The organism is Nostoc mirabile CHAB5784 (genome assembly GCF_020829645.1).
GTDB lineage: Bacteria > Cyanobacteriota > Cyanobacteriia > Cyanobacteriales > Nostocaceae > Nostoc > Nostoc mirabile.
In genome coordinates, this window is sequence record NZ_JAIVFS010000001.1 from 326,125 (window position 1) to 346,978 (window position 20,854).

The 20,854-nt window shown below is 41.6% G+C and carries 16 protein-coding genes and 1 tRNA gene; 6 read left to right on the forward strand and 11 right to left on the reverse strand.

From position 1 onward, the window contains the following. The first annotated feature begins 15 nt into the window (after positions 1–15). Entirely contained in the window at positions 16–636 is a 621-nt protein-coding gene (locus LC653_RS01590; RefSeq protein WP_229492275.1) for a metal-binding protein, read from the forward strand. A 3-nt stretch (positions 637–639) separates the two neighbouring features. Beyond that, positions 640–1,467: a nucleoside triphosphate pyrophosphohydrolase gene (gene mazG, locus LC653_RS01595; RefSeq protein ID WP_229492276.1), complete on the forward strand. Its 828-nt coding sequence runs from the start codon at positions 640–642 to the stop codon at positions 1,465–1,467. A gap of 227 nt (positions 1,468–1,694) precedes the next feature. Here mazG and LC653_RS01600 read toward each other — a convergent pair whose 3' ends face one another. The 8 genes from LC653_RS01600 to LC653_RS01635 all read right to left on the reverse strand — a co-directional run bounded on the left by LC653_RS01600 (position 1,695) and on the right by LC653_RS01635 (position 12,649). Continuing rightward, positions 1,695–2,885: a transporter substrate-binding domain-containing protein gene (locus LC653_RS01600; RefSeq protein ID WP_229492277.1), complete on the reverse strand. Its 1,191-nt coding sequence runs from the start codon at positions 2,883–2,885 to the stop codon at positions 1,695–1,697. A 428-nt stretch (positions 2,886–3,313) separates the two neighbouring features. Then, a complete protein-coding gene (locus LC653_RS46720; protein WP_308188992.1) occupies positions 3,314–3,604 on the reverse strand; it encodes an aldehyde dehydrogenase family protein in 291 nt (96 codons plus the stop codon). A gap of 438 nt (positions 3,605–4,042) precedes the next feature. After that, on the reverse strand, positions 4,043–7,042 hold the full coding sequence (locus LC653_RS01610) for a hybrid sensor histidine kinase/response regulator (RefSeq protein ID WP_229492278.1): 3,000 nt from the start codon (positions 7,040–7,042) through the stop codon (positions 4,043–4,045). Between the two features lie 236 nt (positions 7,043–7,278). Continuing rightward, positions 7,279–10,107, reverse strand: a complete 2,829-nt coding sequence (locus LC653_RS01615) for a methyl-accepting chemotaxis protein (RefSeq protein ID WP_229492279.1) — start codon at positions 10,105–10,107, stop codon at positions 7,279–7,281. A gap of 60 nt (positions 10,108–10,167) precedes the next feature. After that, entirely contained in the window at positions 10,168–10,665 is a 498-nt protein-coding gene (locus LC653_RS01620; protein WP_229492280.1) for a chemotaxis protein CheW, read from the reverse strand. Between the two features lie 4 nt (positions 10,666–10,669). Next, positions 10,670–11,047 carry a response regulator gene (locus LC653_RS01625; protein WP_229468659.1) on the reverse strand — a complete coding sequence of 126 codons (378 nt, stop codon included), beginning with the start codon at positions 11,045–11,047 and terminating at the stop codon, positions 10,670–10,672. A 47-nt stretch (positions 11,048–11,094) separates the two neighbouring features. After that, on the reverse strand, positions 11,095–11,484 hold the full coding sequence (locus LC653_RS01630) for a four helix bundle protein (RefSeq protein ID WP_229492281.1): 390 nt from the start codon (positions 11,482–11,484) through the stop codon (positions 11,095–11,097). 97 nt (positions 11,485–11,581) lie between these two features. After that, positions 11,582–12,649: a response regulator gene (locus tag LC653_RS01635; protein WP_229492282.1), complete on the reverse strand. Its 1,068-nt coding sequence runs from the start codon at positions 12,647–12,649 to the stop codon at positions 11,582–11,584. A gap of 985 nt (positions 12,650–13,634) precedes the next feature. Here LC653_RS01635 and LC653_RS01640 point away from each other — a divergent pair. After that, positions 13,635–13,802 (forward strand): TniB family NTP-binding protein, encoded by a 168-nt coding sequence (locus LC653_RS01640; RefSeq protein ID WP_229492283.1) that lies wholly within the window; start codon positions 13,635–13,637, stop codon positions 13,800–13,802. 244 nt (positions 13,803–14,046) lie between these two features. On the opposite strand, the gene LC653_RS01645 is transcribed toward LC653_RS01640, so the two are convergent. Continuing rightward, positions 14,047–15,513 carry a PQQ-dependent sugar dehydrogenase gene (locus LC653_RS01645; RefSeq protein ID WP_229492284.1) on the reverse strand — a complete coding sequence of 489 codons (1,467 nt, stop codon included), beginning with the start codon at positions 15,511–15,513 and terminating at the stop codon, positions 14,047–14,049. Between the two features lie 100 nt (positions 15,514–15,613). Between LC653_RS01645 and LC653_RS01650 the strand changes: the two genes are divergently transcribed. After that, a complete protein-coding gene (locus tag LC653_RS01650) occupies positions 15,614–17,641 on the forward strand; it encodes an aldose epimerase family protein (RefSeq protein ID WP_229492285.1) in 2,028 nt (675 codons plus the stop codon). 400 nt (positions 17,642–18,041) lie between these two features. On the opposite strand, the gene LC653_RS01655 is transcribed toward LC653_RS01650, so the two are convergent. Both LC653_RS01655 and alr read right to left on the reverse strand, forming a co-directional pair. Beyond that, positions 18,042–18,123: transfer RNA gene (locus tag LC653_RS01655), tRNA-Leu, on the reverse strand. 215 nt (positions 18,124–18,338) lie between these two features. After that, positions 18,339–19,526, reverse strand: coding sequence for an alanine racemase (alr, locus tag LC653_RS01660; protein WP_229492286.1), 1,188 nt, complete (start codon positions 19,524–19,526; stop codon positions 18,339–18,341). 303 nt (positions 19,527–19,829) lie between these two features. Here alr and LC653_RS01665 point away from each other — a divergent pair, with 303 nt between their 5' ends. Continuing rightward, a complete protein-coding gene (locus LC653_RS01665) occupies positions 19,830–20,327 on the forward strand; it encodes an HNH endonuclease (RefSeq protein ID WP_185584956.1) in 498 nt (165 codons plus the stop codon). Between the two features lie 92 nt (positions 20,328–20,419). After that, entirely contained in the window at positions 20,420–20,689 is a 270-nt protein-coding gene (locus LC653_RS01670; RefSeq protein ID WP_229492287.1) for a hypothetical protein, read from the forward strand. Positions 20,690–20,854: the final 165 nt, after the last annotated feature.

A 20,854-nucleotide genomic window follows, 5' to 3' on the forward strand; every position in this document is an offset into this window, starting at 1 on the left:
CTAACAGGATTTAGGATGCCCTCTGGTCGGACGCACGATCGCATTACTATGTATGCTCTGCCGTTTGTGGCGGGCGTTACTTTCTGGCAGACTCGCAGTAGCAATGCAACTTTGTTGGTTGCAGGCGGGTTTCTATTTGGTGGGCTGATGTTTGGCCCCGATTTGGATATCTACTCTGTGCAATTTCAACGCTGGGGTTTCTTGCGCTGGATTTGGCTACCTTATCAAAAAAGTCTGCGGCATCGTTCTTTTTTATCCCACGGGCCGATTATTGGCACGATTGGGCGGATACTTTATCTGGGGTGTTTGCTTGCTATTGTGGCAATTTTCGTTTTGGCGATCGCCGAAAGGTTATGGAATCTGAATTTTACTTGGCAGGATTTGGGTGGAACTGTGGGGCGATCGCTCGTGCAATACGATACTGAATATATCGCCCTGTTTTTGGGTTTAGAACTCGGTGCGATGAGTCATTCTCTTAGCGATTGGGGCGGTTCGGCATACAAGCGCTTTCAAAAACACGGCATTCGGGGGTTGCTTGCTAGTGGCAAAATTAAGAAGCGGAAAGTTACAAGTCGCGGTAGTCGTCGAACTACAGTTAGCAGAAAGAGCAACGGAAGAACGACAAAGGACAAATGACAAATGACAAATGACAAAGTTGATACTTTGGCAGCGTTGCAGGAATTGATTGAGGTGGTGGCGAAGTTGCGTGAGCCTGATGGTGGTTGTCCTTGGGATTTGGCTCAAACTCCCGAAACCCTCACACCTTATGTGATTGAGGAAGCTTATGAGGTGGTGGACGCGATTAAGAGTGGGGATAAGGGTGCGATCGCACAGGAGTTAGGCGATTTATTATTACAGGTGGTATTGCAAGCCCAAATCGCTAGCGAATCTGGGCAATTTTCCCTCAAAGAAATAACTCAGGGGATTTCCCAAAAGTTGATTCGCCGTCATCCCCATGTGTTTGGTGATGTGTCGGTGGCAAGTGTGGATGAGGTGCGGCAAAATTGGGAACAAATCAAGGCTGCGGAGAAAGGTGAAGTATCTCCAGAGGCGCAAAAACTTAGTGCTAAACTTGCTCGTTATGGACGCACTCTTCCCCCGCTGACGGCGGCGATGAAGATTTCCCAAAAGGCTGCGGCGATCGGGTTTGAATGGGAAAATATTCAGGGTGTCTGGGATAAGTTTCATGAAGAGTTGGGGGAGTTTCAACAGGCTTTAGCTGAAGAAACACCAGAACGACAACAAGCAGAATTAGGCGATTTATTGTTTGCGGTGATTCAGTTAGCCCGTTGGCATAATCTTGACCCCAGTGCCGCTTTGCAAGGCACAAATCAACGATTTGTCCAGCGATTAGAAAAAATGGAGGCAGTTGTTGACCGTCCCCTTTCTGATTACAGTTTGGATGAGTTAGAAAACTTGTGGCAACAGGCAAAAGCTCAACTTGCTCAAAAAGGGAGTGGGGAGTAGGGAATGGGGAATGGGGCATGGGGCATGGGGCATAGGTTATTCTCCTTGTCCTCTCATCTCCCCCAGTTTTTTTCTTCTCTACGAGACGCTGCGGGTACAATTTTGAATTTTGTTAGCGCAGCGTAAAGCCTTCTCTTCGAGACGCTGCGCCAACGGCATGGCAACGCTATGAGCGAGTCCGCGAGCGTCATTTTGAATTTTGAATTGATTTCTCCCCACTCGCTTCTTCAAGATTTTTCAGCATCGAACCACTTATCATGTAGCGATTGATAAGTGCCATTTTCTTTGAGATTCAGCAACGCCTGATTAATTGGTTTGCGGTAGGGACTGTTGTTAGGCAGAATGATGCCGTAGCTTTCTTCACGCAAGATACTACCAACAATCTGTACTTTCCCTTTGCCTTCGTTGGCAGCATAGAACAGAAGTACAGGCGCATCAAACACCACAGCATCAGCTTTTTTGGTTTGCAGAGCATTGTAAGCTTGCTCAATTTTGGTAACTTCTAAAACTGAAATCTTATGTTCTCGCACATATGCGGCGGCTGTGCTACCCGCAGTTGTGGCCACTACCTTGCCGGATAAATCGTCTATACTCTTGATATCACCCTGAAGCTGTTGTATTGTTAATAAGGTAGTCGCGCTGGCTGTAAAGTAGGCGGCAAAAAGTACTCCGATGAACATCCAGACAATACCTACTAGGCGTCCCAGTACTCCTTTGGGCATTTCATCCGCTTGGGTTGCTAATGTGGCAGCTGCCCACCAACAAGCTTTGAAAATGCCGGGAAAGTATGATTGGGGAATCATCCCATCTTTATGATGGCGCTCAGATAACCAAATAATGTGGGCTGCTACGACAATTAACACTAGAGCAACGCCTATTACCTGCAAGAGCCTAGTAGAGAAAAATAATTGCAAAATATTTGGGAAGGCACTGTTGTTGGTTTCTGAGTTTCGTACCATAATTTGCAGCCCCCCAGTTAAAATGGGTAATGAGAAATCAAAATTCTGCTGGCGTTCGGCTGTAATGGAGATAGCTGCAATTCCCAAATTAGCTTTGTTGTCTTTGATAGCAGTAAGCAGTTCCGGCACAGAGGAATATTCAATAAATTTAGACTCTACACCTATTTGGTTGGCGATGCTACGCCAGAGGTCGATGCTGAATCCCGATAACTCACCTTTGTTTAGTATCACAAAGGGCGGTATAACTCGTGTAGCTACTAATAACGTTTGTTGGAGTTGTGGTTTTTGGGCTAGTCCTGGGGATGTCATTAACAATAATGCCAGAATCCCACCTACTAATCCTATGCAGGTATACAGTGCTAAGGAACGCCTGGTTTTGTTTTTACGGTCATATCTGCCAATCGGGCTTTTTCTCCCAGCTAGAATTTGGCGAAATCTAGTAGCGATCGCATTTCTCATTAGAATTTTCTAAAGGTTGTATGCTGTATCTATTTATCATGCCCACCCCATATCAAATATGACATTTATCATCCCCCTAAAACCGATTTTTTTCAGATTTAGAGGGATGAACATGCTTAAAGCTAGTAATCTGTCTCATTAATTTTGATCAGTTCCAGGACTTACGCACAAGGAACGGAAAATCGTAGACGCAAAGCGGCTTGCCGCAGGCTACCACAGAGGACGCAGAGAAGCCAGTGCGCCCTTGCGGTTAAGAGACTTGAAGCAACTGGCGCGACACGGAGGAATAAGAGTTTGAGAGGTTTTCTGCGTAAGTCCTAAGTTCGTAGTAAGCACAAAGCGTGCTTAAAAATCTAGGACTAAAGTCCTTACTACGAACTTGTTTACCCCTTGTAACTAATGAGACAGATTACTAGACTCAAGTCGAACTACAATTTGATGGTAACGGTCTTAACTTCGGTATACTGCTGTAAGCCATACTCGCCAAGTTCTCGATCAATACCAGATTGCTTGAATCCACCGAAGGGTGCAGCAGCATCGAATACATCGGAGCAGTTTACCCACACAGTACCAGCCCGGAGATTGTTGGCAATTGTGTGTGCTTTGTCGCCGACTCGATTACCACGAGTCCAAACTGGCTCTGCAAGCTGGATTCCACGTTCATCTATCCAAGCCAATCGAGCCAGATAAGTTGGTGACAGTGGTGGCGAACCTGGCAATACGTTCGGTTAAGCCCAAAAAATAAAAATGTGTAGGTTGGGTTGAGGAACGAAACCCAACATATTGCAGGGTTTGTTGGGTAACACGAATGTTCAACCCAACCTACAAATATTCTTAACCGAACCGTATTGGCGAACCTGGTTAAAGGCAGTAAATAAGTTTAACTAGTTCCGTGGGTTTAAGTCCCCCGGTTCAATAAAAAAGCAAGTTTTGTGTTGGGGTTAAATCCCCATTACAAAACAAAATTTACGAACTTGTACTGAGCGTAGCCGAAGTATTACGAATTATTTAACGTACAGTCAACGGCCACTTTTTCCTTAAAGGTAGGCTTTACTTCTCTTTTTTACAAAATTTTTGCGTTTCTGTAAATCATATTTATGGTCTTAATGATAAGTCTTTTACAGGACATGATATCATTCATCCCTGCCCATGAATTATCAATTAGAAGCTGCCTTTTCTGCTACAGTATGAATTATTTCCTCCAGCGTTTGGAGTAATTCTTGCTCGTTATAAGGTTTAGAAAAGTAAGCCCTAGCACCTAATTGCATCGCCAATTGCCGATGTTTATTGCTGCTACGAGAAGTCAGCATGGCAACTGGAATATTTTTTGTATCAACGTCTGAATTTACCTTACCTAAAAAGCCATAACCATCAAGGCGAGGCATTTCAATATCGCAAATTACTGCCTCAACTCTCAATCCACTATGGAGTTTTTCTAAGGCATCTTGACCGTCTTTAGCTTGCTCTACTTGATACCCTCCTTTTTCAAGGGTCAGCGCTAAAAAGCGGCGAACATTAATCGAGTCATCTACGATTAAAATTGTGCCTTTCTGTTTAACAGACGCGGCTGATATTTTCTCTTCATCAAATATGAGGAACGGTGTTTTTAACCTTGCTGATGGTAATTGAGTGCCTTTGGGAGTCCGCCGATTTGTAGCAATCCAATACAGCAACTCATTAACATTAACTAGTGGTACTACTCGACCATCACCGAGAATTGTGCAGTTGCTGAAACCTTCAGGTAAAGGTATATTCCCCTCTACTTGGCGAATAGCAACTTCCTGTTCACCCCAGCAACGGTCTATTTGGATTGCTACTGACTGATTATTACCTTTGACTACTAACACGCTGTTAGCATTAATTGCTGCCGGAGTCTCTAACTCTGAGCTATAGCGCAGGCAATTAAACTCTAAATAACGAGTCAGGCGAATCAGTGGCAACATGTTTCCTTGCCAATTTAAGACTTCGCTACCTGCCATTTGGAAAACTCGCTCGTCTTGGAGTAAGGATATTTCTGAAATGACATCTGTGGGAAATGCCAATAGCATTTTGTTGATTTCTACCAGCAGAACTCGCGCCACGGAAAGTGTAAATGGTAGTGATAAAGTGAAGGTAGTACCAACCCCTGGTTCGGTATCAACTTTCACATCTCCTCGAATCAGTTTGAGGTTGTTACGAACCACATCCATACCGACACCGCGACCAGATAATGCTGTGACTTGCTCGGAGGTGGTAAAACCTGGTTCAAAAATTAGTGATAACAGTTCTTCATCACTAGCATTAGCGAGTAGAGAAGCATCCAATCCCATAGCTAGGGCGCGGGTGCGAATTTTCTCCAGAGAAATGCCCCAACCATCATCACGGATAGTAATCAGGGTGCGATTGCTGCGGTGAGTAGCTGTAATTTCAATCAATCCTTGTTCTGGTTTACCCAGAAGGCGGCGGGTGCTAGAGTCTTCGATACCATGATCGAAAGCGTTCCTTAAGAGATGCATTAAAGGTTCGTTTAATGCTTCTAAAATGCTGCGTTCAATTAAAGTGTTGCCACCTTCAATTTTTAACTGAACATTTTTCCCATACTCTACATTTAAATCGCGCAAGGCTCTGGGAAAACGTTCAATTAAATCTGACAGTGGGCGCATTCGGATGTGATTGAGCTTTGTTTGTAACTGTTTGGATGTTTTGTTTAGTTTCCGAGCAATTTGGTCTGTATCATCTACACTCAGTTGAACGTCAGTTGTGACTTCCTGTACCTGAACAATGGTTTCCATAACTTCCTGCGATCGCAGGTTTAAATCGTTATAGCGATCCATTTCTAAAGTATCAAATTCCCTCTCTGTACCTTGTGTTTGGTGGCTATTTTCAGCTTGCACCCGCACCCCAGCTTGAGTAGAAATTTTGTCATATACTATACGTAATTCCTGGTTTTCTCGGTCGAGAACTTGGACTCGCTGGTTCAGGTTACGAACGAGTTTGCGTAATCTTTCTAGTTGCGAGTTTAACCCATTTCGCTGGACAATCAGTTCGCCAAATAAATCATTAATTTGCTCTAGTTGTTTGCTGGGAACTCGGACGCTATTTTCATGAGTTTCCCGCTCTTTAGCAACGCCATTTGGCTCTGCTTTACCTTCGCCAAATCTGCCATCTAGAGGATTATTTTCTTTAGCAAATATTGTATTATGCTCAGTGACATTGACAGTATTAACATCATCGGCTAATTCTGCATCTACAAATGTAAAATTAGCAGCTATCGCTTCATGATTAGTCCAATTTTCTCTAGTATTTTCTAGTGGCCAAACAGATGTTGACACTACTTGTGTATCTGTGGTGATATGTGGTATTACTTCTGCTGGTAATAGTGGCTGGGATTGGGTATAACTACTATTTAAGTCAAGTTCTGTAGGCAAGTTATCTAGTTGATTAGTCAGCACCAACGCTTGCGATCGCCGCCATACTTGCAATGCTAACCGGGCAATTTCTGGAATGCGCGAGCTGCTAACAGTTTCCAATTGCTGCGTTACTGACTCACAAAGCTTGGTAAAAGCTGCCAACTGGAGCATTTCACCCAAACCGCCCAATTCAGCTGCCATGATCACAACTTCTTCATGCAAACCAGGCTGTTCGCTATCTGCCAATATAAATTCTAGGCGTTGCAAACACTCTTCTACTTCTGTGCCAAATAGCAAGGGGATAACGTCTTGGCCATCTTCTGGGGATAGCATGGTTGAGGCATCCTCAGGGGTAGGGTCACCCAAGCGATCGTGCAACTCATCAAAAATTGGGTAACAAAAGGTTGCTAACCACGCATCTTCAACAAGATTACCTTCTGCAAGCAATTCTACAATTTGACGCAGCCAGTCAACTCCAGATAGCAATAAACTTTGCAACTGAGTATCAATTTCGAGAGAATTTTTTTTAGTTTTTAAAACTTTAAAGGAATCTTCCAGACGGTGAGCTAAATCACTTAGCGATCTAAATCCCATCATCCCCGCGCCACCTTTAATAGAATGAGCGGCCCGGAGTGCAGCATTGATTTTATCCAAATCGATGCGGTTAGTAGTATCAATTTCCAGCAATACCGTTTCTAAGGTATTCAAGTAATCAGTTGCTTCTTCCAGAAACTGCATCTGGATTTCTAGTTCTTTGTCTTGTAACATGGTTTTTGTCCTTGGTCATTGGTCATTAGTCATTAGTAATTGGTCATTAGTCACTTGTACTGAGCGTAGCCGTTGGCGCAGCCTCTCGTAGAGAAGTATTAGTCATTGGTAAAAGGACAAAGGACAAATGACAACTGACAAATAACAAAAGTCATTCGTCACTTGTACTGAGCGTAGTCGAAGTATTGATCACTAGCAAATAGCAAAGGACAAATGACAAATGACAAATGACAAACTTAACTAACTTTGAAAGCCTCGACAGTCTCTTGTAACTGATGAGAAATCTCCACGGTTTGTTGCAGAGATTCGGAAACTTGGCGAGAAGAATCGCTAGTGCGTTGTGATACAGCAGCGATATCTTTCATCAATTGGCTAACACTTTGCGATGTTTCAACCTGAGATGCAGTTGCAGTAGAAATCGACTGCACTAAGGAGTCAATTTCACGCGATACATCCAAAATTTCACTCAGACTTTGTTTAGCCTCCTCCACAATTCGAGTTCCTTCTACCACTTGGGTAGTGCCTATTTCCATCGCTAGTACCACCTCACTGGTTTCTCGTTGGATATTTTCAACAATTTGTTCAATTTCTTGGGTTGCTGCGGCACTCCTAACTGCTAATTCGCCAACTTCTTCAGCCACTACGGCAAAACCTTGACCTTCTTCACCCGCACGCGCTGCTTCAATACCGGCGTTAATGGCTAGTAAGTTAGTTTGAATAGCGATTTGGTTAATCAAGGAAACCACGCGAGAAATTTGTTGCGAAGATTCTCCCAAACGTTTCACTTTCTTAGCAGTTTCACCCACGGTTTCCCGCAAAGACAGGATGTTTTGTACCGTCAAATCCATCGCGTGTCCACTCTTGGTGGCGGTGTGAGCCGCATGATTGGCAACGAAAGCAGCTTTTTCGGCGCTTTCGGCTACAGCTTTCATGGATTGGGTCATTTGGTCAACAGCATCGAGGGTACGGTTGATTTCGGCAGCTTGAGTCAGCGCTTCCTCTGCTAGGTGGCGAATGGCTCCTTCGTCAGAACCAATGGCAGTATTAACGTGGATAGCAGCTTGTTTAACTTGGGTAACAATATCCCGGAGGCTTTCTACAATGGAGTTGAAAAAGTCGGCAACAGTGCCTATTTCGCCAGGCGTCACGTCTGCACGCACCGTCAAGTCACCTCTGGCTGCACCTTCTACGTTGTTGAGTAGTTCTAAAAGTTGCTGTTGCAGTGTTTCGTTTTGATACCGTTCGTCGTCAGAATCGATTACTGCAACATTTCTAGATTGCTCTATCTTCTCTAATAACTTGGCTTGTTCTAAGGCATAGCCAATTTGAGTTGCTATCTGTTGAAACAAGTCAATTTCCGGCTGTTGCCAAACACGAGGAGTTTGGCACTGATGAGCAATTAATAAGCATAAAAGTTGCCCTTGGGCAAGAATCGGTACGATCAAATTACCTTTGACGGCAAATTTTTCCAAAAGTTGGATGTAACCGTCGGCATTTTTCAGACTTTGGTCTTGATGAATGTTTGCAATTGCTTGCACCTGTCCATCGTAATCAGTTTCTACATAACGTTCCCGAAAATAAAGATCGTCGATTTTCACTCCGAGCATTTCCGGCCAATTACCAGTTACCGATTCAGCAACGACAACGCCATCCCTAGTATTTGGATTCACGCTATAAACGATTACCCTGTCTGTTTTTAGCGCTAGCTGAACTTCTTTTACTGCTGCGTGATAAATATCTTCAGTTTTGAGACTTCTCCGAATTTGTAGGGTAATATCTGTTAGTAATTTTGCCCCTTCAACGTCCAGTTCTTGTTCCTTAACTAAGACCTGCAATTGTTCGGCCATCTGGTTGATATTTGCACTCAATACCCCTAATTCGTCTTCTCTTTCGATTTCCAGACGGGTATTAAATTTACCTTGACCAAGCTTTGCTAATGCCGCAGTTGCATTTAAAATTGGCTGTGTAGTAAGTTTAGCTAACCGAGATGCGATCGCAGCTACAATCAATGCTGTCACTGCTGTACCAATGGCTATAATCCATAACAATTGTCTTTGCGGCTCAAATACAATTGCTGTGTCTGAAGATAAAAGTACTTGCCAGTTTAAATCTGGTAAGCCATCTAACTTACTGGCTGGTACGTAGCTGACTAGTTCTTCTTTTTTGCCAGTTTTGGGAACTTCTATAAAACTATCTACCTTTTTGGCTGCTATCAGTTTAGGTAAACTAGAATACTCTCCCTTTGCCTCTTTCCCTAATAATTCCTTTTGTGGACTCAAGAAAACTGTTCCCGAAGCATCGAGCAAATGGTATTGTTGTCCATTGGCTGCGTAGTTTTTGATTACTTCTTCTAAAGATTTTACGGGCATCCGCGCTCTTACCACACCAATCGTTTGGCCCGTCCTTATCTCTTTCACAGGTGCAGCTATATAAATACTCACTACACCAGTATTTTTTGCTGCTTCCGGTTTACTAATGACAGGAGTATCTTTTTGTAAAGCCTCTTGAAAGTAGGTACGGTCTTTTTGGTTGTCTAGGGGTTCGCCTGTGGATTGGACAATCAAGTTACCTTGGCGATTAAAAACAGCAACGCTGTCATAAGCTTTGTAGGCTTCGATAACTCCATCTAGGATTGCTTGTTTATCTTGATTGGTGATACTTACACTAGCCTGGGGACTTGTCAAAAAAAGTAAACTTGATATTACCTGAATATCTCCGTAGCGTACCAACATGAAACGGTTAACTTTATCACTTAAGCCAATAGCTTCAGCTTGTTGAGATTGGGTAATTTGCTTAGTAATCGATTTGTTGGCAAAGCTAAAAGCGATCGCGCCGATGCCCAATACTGGTATTGTAGCAATTGCGATCGCTACAATAGTCGCTTTCTTAGCCAATCCGAGTTTTGTAAAAGAGGCAATAGCCTGATTTAGGAAAGAATTATTAGCCGTTTCACTAGTAGTTTTAGTTGGTAGCTTTATGACACTACCAGTTATTTTTTGGGATGAAATCAGTGATGCTCGATTTTGAGCGCCACTACCTTGATTCGCGTTGGTTTTATTAAACATAAAAGTAATACTCCTAACTATGTGAATAAGAACACTAAAAATCCTTTTTAGTAGTACACTCTAATCACTGCGGAGAATAGAAGACTGCACAATTGCCTGGGCATCTAATACCAGTAATATTTCTTCTTGTTGCACAACGCACCCACATAAATAAGGAACTAAACTGGATGCCACTTGTCCTATAGGAGAATGAATATCATCAGGGATGAACTTAGTCGTACCTTTTATTTCTTGCACAACTAAACCCAACACCAATGATTCCACTTGGATAACGATCGCACTGTACTGTCGCAGTCGATAATCTAGGGATTCTAAATTGAGCATTCTTGGCAAATCAACAACCCAAATTATCCGACTCCGCCAATTCATTAATCCTAATATACAGGAGGGCTTATTAGGCATTGAGGTTACAGACTCAATAGGTACAATAATTGCTTCTTGCGTATGTTTCATTGATAAAACAGCAGGAGTCTGTTGATTTAGCTGAAACTTCAGATAACCGTCTGCTAAATTATTTTGGGTTTCTTTTGAAGGAAGTGTAATGTTTATACTAGTCATTGATTCAAATTCCCACTGATTTAATAGTACGTAGCAGAAGTTCGCGGGTGTAAGGTTTAGTTATGTAGGCATCAGCACCTTGTCTCATCGCCCATAAACGGTCAATTTCTTGATTTTTGGAACTACAAATTACAATTGGCACTTTTGCAGTAATCGGATTTCTTCTCAGATAACGACACAATTCAAATCCACTCATTTCTGGCATTACTACATCAGTAACGATCACATCTGGTTTTTCTAATACAGCTTTTTCTAAGCCCTCTTTTGCACCACTTGCTTTAATTACGTTGTAACCACTTTCTTTCAGATAATGGCTCATTAATTCCAATTCACTGGGAGAATCTTCTACAATTAGAATTGTGCCAAGTAAAGTCAGACTCACTATTAAATCTCCTAAAAAAATAAATTAAACATATTAGAATTCAGGAGTCAGGAATCAGAATGGGCTAAACGCCCCGCTACCGCTAACAGAATGGAATTAGCATAGCTTGTCAGTAGTTTACTAACTTCTTCCAGTTTAAGTTTTAATTCCGAAGTCTCACCAGATTCCAAATCATTTGAAAGAATTAGATAATAACGACATTCTTCTAAAGAACCTTGTGCAATGTTTAAAAAACGTCCTTTATCTGCTAATCCTTTTTTCTTAAATCCCTCTGCTATATTTGCTGGTACAGAAATTGCTGCCCGTCTAAATTGAGAGGTAAGCCCATATATTTCTGATTTACGAAAGTGAGCAGTAAATGGGTAGACCAATAAAATAAATTGATGTGCTTTCTGCCAAACTATCAAATCTTGAAATGTCTTCGCTGGCTGTCTCATTTCTTCTAACTCCTGACTCCTGTACAGACGCGATTAATCGCGTCTCCTGACTCCTGTACAGACGCGATTAATCGTGTCTCTACTCCTGACTCCTAAATTAACCAAGATGTTTAAAAACCATTTTTAGCAATTCTGATTGTGTAAAAGGCTTAGTCAAATATCCTGATGATCTGACTATTTTCGCCTTTGCCCTGTCGATAAAGCCTGTTCTACCAGTCACCATAATAATAGGCGTATGTTTAAAAGCTGAATGTTTCCGTAATAAGGAACATAGCTCGTAGCCATCTAAACTTGGCATCTCAACATCTAGCAAAATCAGATCGGGCTTACTCCGAAGAATTTGCATTAAAGCCTTCACAGGATCGTTGATCATCACAACTGAAAATGTGTTTTCATCCAAAAAGTGTTTAATGGAATTCAAAACTGTTTGGCTATCGTCAATGCAGGCAATTGTATATAGTTTTTTACCAGCAGGTAGCTGAGTATTTTTCTTGTTTTCAGGAATATCAAAATTGATTGGTATCGGTAACTTTTGCCCAAGTTTTATTTGCAGTTGTGGCTGAACTTGAGACGGTTGTATTTTAGACAAAACTTGGGAACTCCCACCAGCCGGAATTGATGACTGGATATTTTGCCGATTTCGTAACTGTTTTTGACAGTGTTCAACAAGTAACCGCAAATCCAGCCGACAGAACTTTGGTAGTTCATCCAAAGAACTTTCCGGGCTGAATTCATAGTTACCTTCTTTTAAACACAAAAATGATTCCAGTACTTCTTTTGCTAATTCGTCTATCAGGCTTGCTGCTTGCACAGAGGTGATATAGTCCTGATTTACTAACCAACAAATAGCTTGGTAATCGGCATTGGGTATTGATTGGTGTTCATTCTTCGTCTCAAACATCAGCCGCATCTGCACGCGAGTGGCGCTGTTAAGAGCAGGAATTTGCTGGCTCAAACGTCGCAAGTGACTGTCAAGCCGCTCAAACAGTTTATCTGAATAGGAGGCATAAGTAAGTTTACCGTCCTCTAGATAAATTGACCAAGAAACTATTCCAGTAAATATGTTTAAGCACCCTGTAGCACGCCGACTGGTTAATTGTGCCAACAGAGATAGCGGATGTAGTTTCTGGAACAACCTGTAGCTACCTATAGGAGTTGTGCTCATTTTGCTTTTACTTCAGCTAAATTCGATACGTGTAAGCTAAATTCGTACAGAGTTATTCCACAATTTAAATCAAATAAAAAGCATCAAACTTTTGCATTTTCAAGTACATCAGTTGATATCTAGACTTGGTGGTGAAACTCAACGAAAACAGCGTCATTTTCAAATGATCGAATCTCAGTAACAGGAAGTAAAATATTATTAATTTACTTCCTGTTACTGAGATTTACAGACTTTTTGGACAATAAGACATAAAAATGTCAAGACTAGATGAAGCCACTTTCCATTGAGTAACCCCAATCTGACTACAGGAATAATACTGATTTTGTAGATAGTAATATATTTGAACTTCTGTATTTACACTTAAGTAAACTCTATTTTTTAAGCAGATAGGACTAATGAAGCCACTTTGCATCGAGTAACTTCAACTTGACCACAGTAATAATACTGGTTTATTGATAATAATAAATTGATTTTTTATATGTTTTAGTTTCATGAACAAAGATATAGGACTTACGCAAAATATCTCTTAAACTCTCATTTCTCCGTGTCGCGCCAGTTGCTTCTCCCTTGGCGCTAGCCTCTCCCTTTGGGAGAAGGGGAGACGCTGCGCGAACAAATCTCTTAACCGCAAGGGCGCACTGGCCTCTCTGCGTCTGGAGCGGTAGCCTGCGGCAAGCCGCTTTGCGTCCAATACGGTTCGGTTAAGAATATTTGTAGGTTGGGTTGAACGAAGTGAAACCCAACAAACCCAACATATTGTAGGGTTTCGTTCCTCAACCCAACCTACACTACACATTTTCATTTTTTGGGCTTAACCGAACCGCATTGGCTCCGTGTCTACGTTATTCCGTAAATCGTGCGTAAGTCCAAAGATAGTATGTCTTATTTCACTGTTCATACCTCGGTGGATGCTGCAGAAGCCTTATCAGCACAAAAAACTAAGAGTATCCGCAGCCCTGCCTGGAGGGGGACATGCGTAATATTTATGAAAAGTTGGGCAATTGCTGTTGTTTTAGTAGGAACTGACCGTTTAAAAGCAGTAATTAAGCGAGATGAACAAGTTTATAACCGCTTTCGGGCTTGTCATCGTTTCGGGAAGTTGCCAGGGAAGAAGTTCCAGGATACTGTACAAACCTGGGAAATAAGGTTTTAAAGTTGCCATTGCCTAACAAAGATATTCTGCAGATTTTGACTTCGGCAACAGAAGGTTACATTGGTCAGCTATAGCAATCCTTGCAGGAGTCGTGAAAAATATAGATAAGGAAACGAACCGCCTTCTCTACGAGAGGCTTTGCCAACGCGCAGCGTCTCGTTAGAGAAGAACGCAAAGATAAGAGAGAAAAAAGAGATATATAATTAATTTTCACAAATGATTTAGGATTGCTATATAAGCTATTCTAAAATTTAGGATATGGAGAACGAACAATTTTTCTTACCTTACCATCGCTCTTAGAGGTTACATAAATTTCCCCCTCTTCGTCTACCCCAAACCTGACATCAGAACGTCTACTACCAATGATTTCTAGAAAAGAACCTTCTTTTTGACCATCAAACAGTCTAAGTTCTTTAATCTTTGCCTGTTTACCATTAACAAGTTCATCTACAGGTACATGAAAAAAACGTCCATCGTTGGCAAAATCAGCAAAAATATACTGACCTACTAATTCAGGAATGGCTCTACCTCTATAAACATAACCGCCTGCGATCGCAACTGCATAATAACCCTGCCAATCAGCAGGTAAATCATGGTCATATTGAGCAACCGGATATGTGTAACCATACTTGGCATCATCTTCTGGTAAAGGAAATAGAACATTCTCATTCTTTTCATTTATCACCCACCTTCCCTCACGATTCCCCCATCCGTAGTTAGCGCCTTTGCTCCCAAGATTGATTTCTTCAATCAAAGCTTGACCGATATCAACAATTAACATCTTGCCTTGGCCACCTGTATCCCAACTAAAACGATGGGGATTACGTAACCCATAAGCCCAAATTTCCCCTAAAGTTTTGCGGTTGTTATCCCGAGCAAAAGGATTATTTTTAGGGATGCCATACTTACCGTTAGCGCTGTTCCTACCAAAAGGATTTATACGCAGAATTTTTCCTAGAGGTGTACTCAGGTCTTGTCCATTATCTAGAGGATCTGTATTGCTGACAGGAAAGCCGTCACTTCCTCCGTCTGCTGTAGCAATGTACAACATTCCATAATCAACATCTCTAGGTTTAGCATTAGGATTAAAGCCCAATTGCCCGACATTATGGTCTGGATATGGCTGTTCAATCCGCAGAATTTCTCGAAAAGTTCCAGAAAAAGTATTAGCAGCAGGATTAGTAGTTTTCCATTCTAGAACTACGTCATGGTGAGAACTTTCGATGATTTTACCTGCCCTATCAATAATTTTTTTTCTCACAGGAAAATCAGGAATGGAGTTATTTTTGTCTTCACTGTGTACAGTATAAAAAATTCCATTTTGCCTAAATTCTGGATGGAAAGCGAAATAAGAGAAACCTTGTTGAGAGCTTTTATCACTAAAGCTTAAGTATAGTAATCGCTGTAAATCCATGTAAACTGAGGCTTGATTATTATTAATTACATAGAGTTTGCCACGCATATCATTGACGAATAACCTGCCGCTACCATCACCTGTATTGGCTAACATATTTAATCTTGCGATTCTCTCTTGACTTGGCGCTATACCGCTTTTGGGTATTTGCACAACTTCTTGTATACCTACGGAAATATGTGATTTTTCAATCTTTTCAAGAATGGGGTCTGTAATTTGAGCCGAAGAAATATTAGAAAACACTAAGTTGAAAACCAAGGCTATGCAGATACCAACTAAAAGGTATAATTTTTTCATTATCTCAGTTATAAATAGGTTTTAGTTTATGCAATCTAGGTTTATGAAGAATATAAAACTAGCCTCAATTCCCATAACTATGGGGATCAGTATTATCTTGATGAGTATTTTGTACCCTTGTCAAGGGGAAATAGCTAAGACTAAAGCAGTATCCTTAGACACAGGCGATGTACGCGTTAAAGATTCGGATCAGCAGAATGCAAGTATAACTGTTACTGAATGGGGTAAGGCTGAAAATGGTCAATTAGTAAACCTTTTTACCTTGACTAATGCTAATGGACTAGTAGCTAAAATAACAAACTATGGCGCAATTCTTACAGAATTAAGAGTTCCGGATCGTCAGGGTAAATTAGACGATGTAGTATTGGGATTCGATACTCTAGAGGCTTATAAACAGGTTAATCGCTATTCATATTTTGGTGCGATCGTTGGGCGAGTTGCCAACCGTATTGCCAATGGCAAGTTTACTCTTGATGGTAAAGAATATACTCTAGCTACTAATGCAGGTTTACATCATCTTCACGGTGGTAAAAAGGGTTTTGATCAAGTAGTTTGGCAAGCCGAACCAATCACAAGCCCGACTGGAGCAACATTGAAATTGACATATTTAAGTGTTGATGGAGAGGAAGACTATCCTGGTAATTTAACAGTAACAGTAACTTATACGTTAACCAATAATAACGAATTTAAAATGGAGATGACTGCCACTACAGATAAGCCTACACCAGTCAATTTGACAAACCACTCTTACTGGAATTTGGCTGGTCATGCTTCTGGTAGCATACTAGGACATCAATTATTAATTAATGCAGATAAATATACACCAAATAATACCCAAAAAATCCCTACAGGAGAGATTAAATTAGTTCAAAATACCCCCTATGACTTTACCCAACCCAAGTTAATTAATGATGGCATTAAACAACTTGAGAACGATAAACCCAGTTATGACATCAACTATGTACTCAACGGGAAACCCGGACAAATAAAACTCGCTGCAAAAGTGGATGAACTATTCTCTGGTCGAGTCATGGAGGTTTATACAACTAAACCAGGAATGCAGCTTTACACTGGTTACTTGCAGAATTTGAAAACTCAGGGGAAAGGTGGAGTTAACTATCAGGGATATGCTGGCTTATGCCTAGAAACCCAATACTTTCCCAATTCAGTTAATCAACCCAACTTTCCTACAACTATCTTGCGTCCTGGTCAAATTTATCGTCACATTACCACACATAAGTTTTATACAAAACAGGATAGTTTACAAAGCATTATTGAGAAGAATACTCAAGTTGAGAAAATTGCTATAAATTTTAAATTTACAGAGGGGCCGCTTTGGCATCCAAATGGTTTTCTACTTTTAAGTGATATTCCTGCCAATACAATTTATCAATGGCAACCTAATCAAAAATTGCAGATTTTCCGCCATCCTTCTGGTAATGCTAATGGCAACACCTTTGACCTTCAAGGGCATTTAATTACTGCTGAACACAGTAACCGTCGTGTATCTCGTACAGAAAAAAATGGCAAATTAGCCGCACTTGTTAGTCATTACCAAGGAAAACGACTTAATAGCCCAAACGATTTAGTAGTGAAATCAGATGGAAGTATCTACTTCACAGATCCACCCTATGGTATTAAACCACAACAAAAAGAATTAGGTTTTTATGGTGTTTATCGTCTGACATCAGATGGGAAATTAACTCTATTAGCTAAAGATTTTGTCCGTCCCAATGGCATCGCCTTTTCTCCTGATGAAACCAAACTATATGTCAATGATTCTGAAACAGGCGATATCCGTGTCTTTGATGTTAATTCCGATGGTCTTTTGAAAAATGCACGTATTTTTGCCCAACAAAAATATCCTGGTAAGGAAGGAGTTCCAGATGGAATAAAAGTAGATATCAAAGGGAATGTTTATAGTACGGGGCCTGGAGGAGTTTGGGTTTTCTCACCTGCGGGCAATCTACTAGGTATTATTGAAGTCCCAGAAGTTCCAGCTAACTTGGCGTGGGGAGACAATGATTATAAAACTTTGTACATCACGGCGAGAAATAGCTTGTATCGTATCCGCCTTAAAAACCCAGGTGTTATACCAGGAAAGAGTTTCGCGCTGCGTAGTTGGTAAAATGAGCGTAGAAAATTGGCAAAATAAAGAATCTACAAAAAATATAATTAAATAATTCGTAATTCGTAATTCGTAATTCGTAATGACGCTCTCTACGAGACGCTGCGCGAACGCGGACTCGCTAACGCTGCGCTAACGTAAATTTTGTTTTGTAATGGGGATTTAACCCCAACACAAAACTTGCTTTTTTATTGAACCGGGGGACTTAAACCCACGGAACTAGTTAAAAATTATCATAAACACATTATGTTTTGTAAAAAATAATGTGTTTATGATAATTTAATTTATCGCGTGATTAAGGTGTTTGTCTCAATGACAATAATCTGTCACCGACGAAAAACAATTAGTCACTGCACAGTATAACTACCAGCCTAGATAAGGCAATTCAATTTATTAAAAATGCGGATGAAAGGACTTGAACCTTCACTCCTTTCGGAACTAGAACCTAAATCTAGCGCGTCTGCCAATTCCGCCACATCCGCATCAGTTTACTATCATACCATGAGAAATTATTTTTGGGAATAGGGAGTGGGGGATGAGGAAGCAGGGGAGCAGGGAGCAGGGAGCAGGGAGCAAGGGAGAAAAGTTTTCCTTCTGCCCCCCGCACCCCGCCCCTCTGCCTCTTTTCAATGCCCACTTGCCCTGAGCGAACGCGAGTGCGTCTCGTAGAGAAGCCGAAGGGATGCCCAATGCCCAATTACATGACCGCAACACGAGGCAGACGATGCTTAAACCCACAAAGAATTTCCCAGGAAATAGTGTTTAGTTGTTCTGCCCAATCGTCTGCTGAAATTTGTTCTTTTCCCTGTTCCCCTAGCAAGGTGACTACTTCCCCTTCTTGGATATTGGGTATGGCGCTCACATCTAGCATCAACTGATCCATTGTAATTGCCCCGATTTGCGAAACTCGCTGACCGCGAATTAACACCTGCATTTTGTTGGAAAGATTACGAGGCACACCGTCAGCATAGCCAATTCCGACGACGGCGAGGCAAAGTTCACGCGGGGCAATAAATTGATGCCCGTAGCTAACAGCTGTTCCTGCGGCAATTGTTTTAACTTGGGTAACTCTTGCCTTAAGTTGCAAAACCGGCTTGAGATCGATCGCATTTTGTAAATGCAGCGCTGGGTAGAGTCCGTAAACAGCTAAACCTACTCGCACAATGTCATAATGTAATCCCGGATCTGTCAGTGCAGCCGCAGAGTTTGCCAAGTGCAAGCAAGGTGGTTCAATTCCCATTGCTTTGATTTGAGCGATCGCTTCCTCAAATCGTCTATGCTGTTCTTCCATTGCCGTAGTATCAGGATCATCTGCTGTTGCCAAATGAGAATAAATACTGGCAATAGATAGATGTGGTAAGCGCTGTACTAATCGCACAAATTCACCAGCTTGCTGCCAATTAGTTCCCAACCTAGACATTCCTGTGTCTAATTTGATGTGTACGGGCACTGGAGAATCATGATTCATGGATTCTAGGATATCGGAAAATACTAAAGCTTGTTTAGGGCTACAGAGTGTGGGCTGAAGTTTCCAATGTGCGATCGCATGAATCTGCTCTGGTGTATGAGTTGCCCCTAAAATCAAAATGGGCGCTTGAATCCCCCCTTCTCGCAATTCAATAGCTTCTGGAACTGTAGCGACTCCCAGCCAACTCGCTCCCGATTGGATTGCAGTTTGGGCGACTGTTACCGCCCCATGTCCATAGGCATCAGCTTTTACTACTGCCATCAACTCAGTATGCGGCGATAAAAACTGCACCAATTGCTGTATATTGTACGACAACGCTCCTAAATCAATTTCTACCCAAGCTCGTTGCGAAAACCACGCGTAGGTGTCGCACTGCTGATTAGGAACTACACCAGGGATTTGTTTACGACTTAACATTTGTACTGACTCCTATCCCACCACGGCTAAACTTCCAAGTTATCTATACACGCTTACTAAAGCGAGATCAGATTAAATAGGAAGTGTAACCTTCATATTGGAATTGATACAAGATGTTGCAGTAGTAAAGTAAAAGTTAAGATTTATAACTTGCGAGCAAAGCCAGAGACGCTCCTCACTTCTCAACTTCTAACTCATAACTTAATTGCCGAATTATCCCGAAAGTATAATTTATTCTCATCTCCCTAGCAGGATGTATTTGTGTTAACATTTATGTAAAGCTAATACCCTGAGCGCAGATAAATGGGGAAGGTTTTAGTCTTAAACGCCTCTTACGAACCTCTCAATATAACGAGTTGGCGTCGTGCTGTGGTTCTTTTAATTAAGGGCAAAGCAGAACGCGTGGAACACAACGGGAAATTCCTATACTCGGATTTTCCGTTGCCGACCGTGATCAGGTTGCGTCATTACGTGCGTGTTCCTTATAAAGAAATTCCTCTGACTCGCCGAAATATATTGCACCGTGACGGTCATGCGTGTCAATACTGTGGTTATACAGGGGATGAGTTGACCCTAGACCATGTAATACCGCGATCGCGCGGCGGGGGTGATAGCTGGGAAAACATTGTGACCGCTTGTGTGCGTTGCAATGTCAAAAAAGGCAGTCGCACTCCCCATGAAGCTCACATGCCTTTACGTCATCCTCCTCGCCAACCTTATAGCAGCCTCTATTTCGAGGTCAGCAAACATCTTAAGAGTGGACTGCATACAGAGTGGCAAAAGTATGTTATAGGTCTTTGAGCAAAAAAGCAGAGGAGCAAAGGAGAAAGAAGAAACACCTTTTTGCTTTGGGACAGTGCCAATAACTTTAGTTATCGATTGTTGAAAAATTGGTGGCTATATTGCTTGCAAGGAATGCGATCGCGTCTCCTAAACAGGCGCAATGCGCCAACGCTCAAGCCTCTACATTTGTCTATGGGGCTTGCTCTTTCCTCCCTGACTTCTCCCAAGGGGAGACGCTAAAAGCGATCTGCCTTCTTGCACTAGTACAGGGCGGCGTAAATCAAGCTACCATTTTAAAAGTTGCAAAAGCCTTGATATACAAAACTTTTGACATCCGCCTTGCGGTACTAAGTTTCGCTCTAAATTATCAGAACTTTTAAAGGGGATAAAAAACACGCATTGTTCAATAAAAATAATTGTTAATTGCTCAATAGTCACAATAATGAGATTATTGAGCATAAGACTATTTCAAATATCAAGGACTAACCTGAAAGTATAAGATAGAAAGTATACCCTAAATCAGATTAAAATTCCCCTAATTGAAT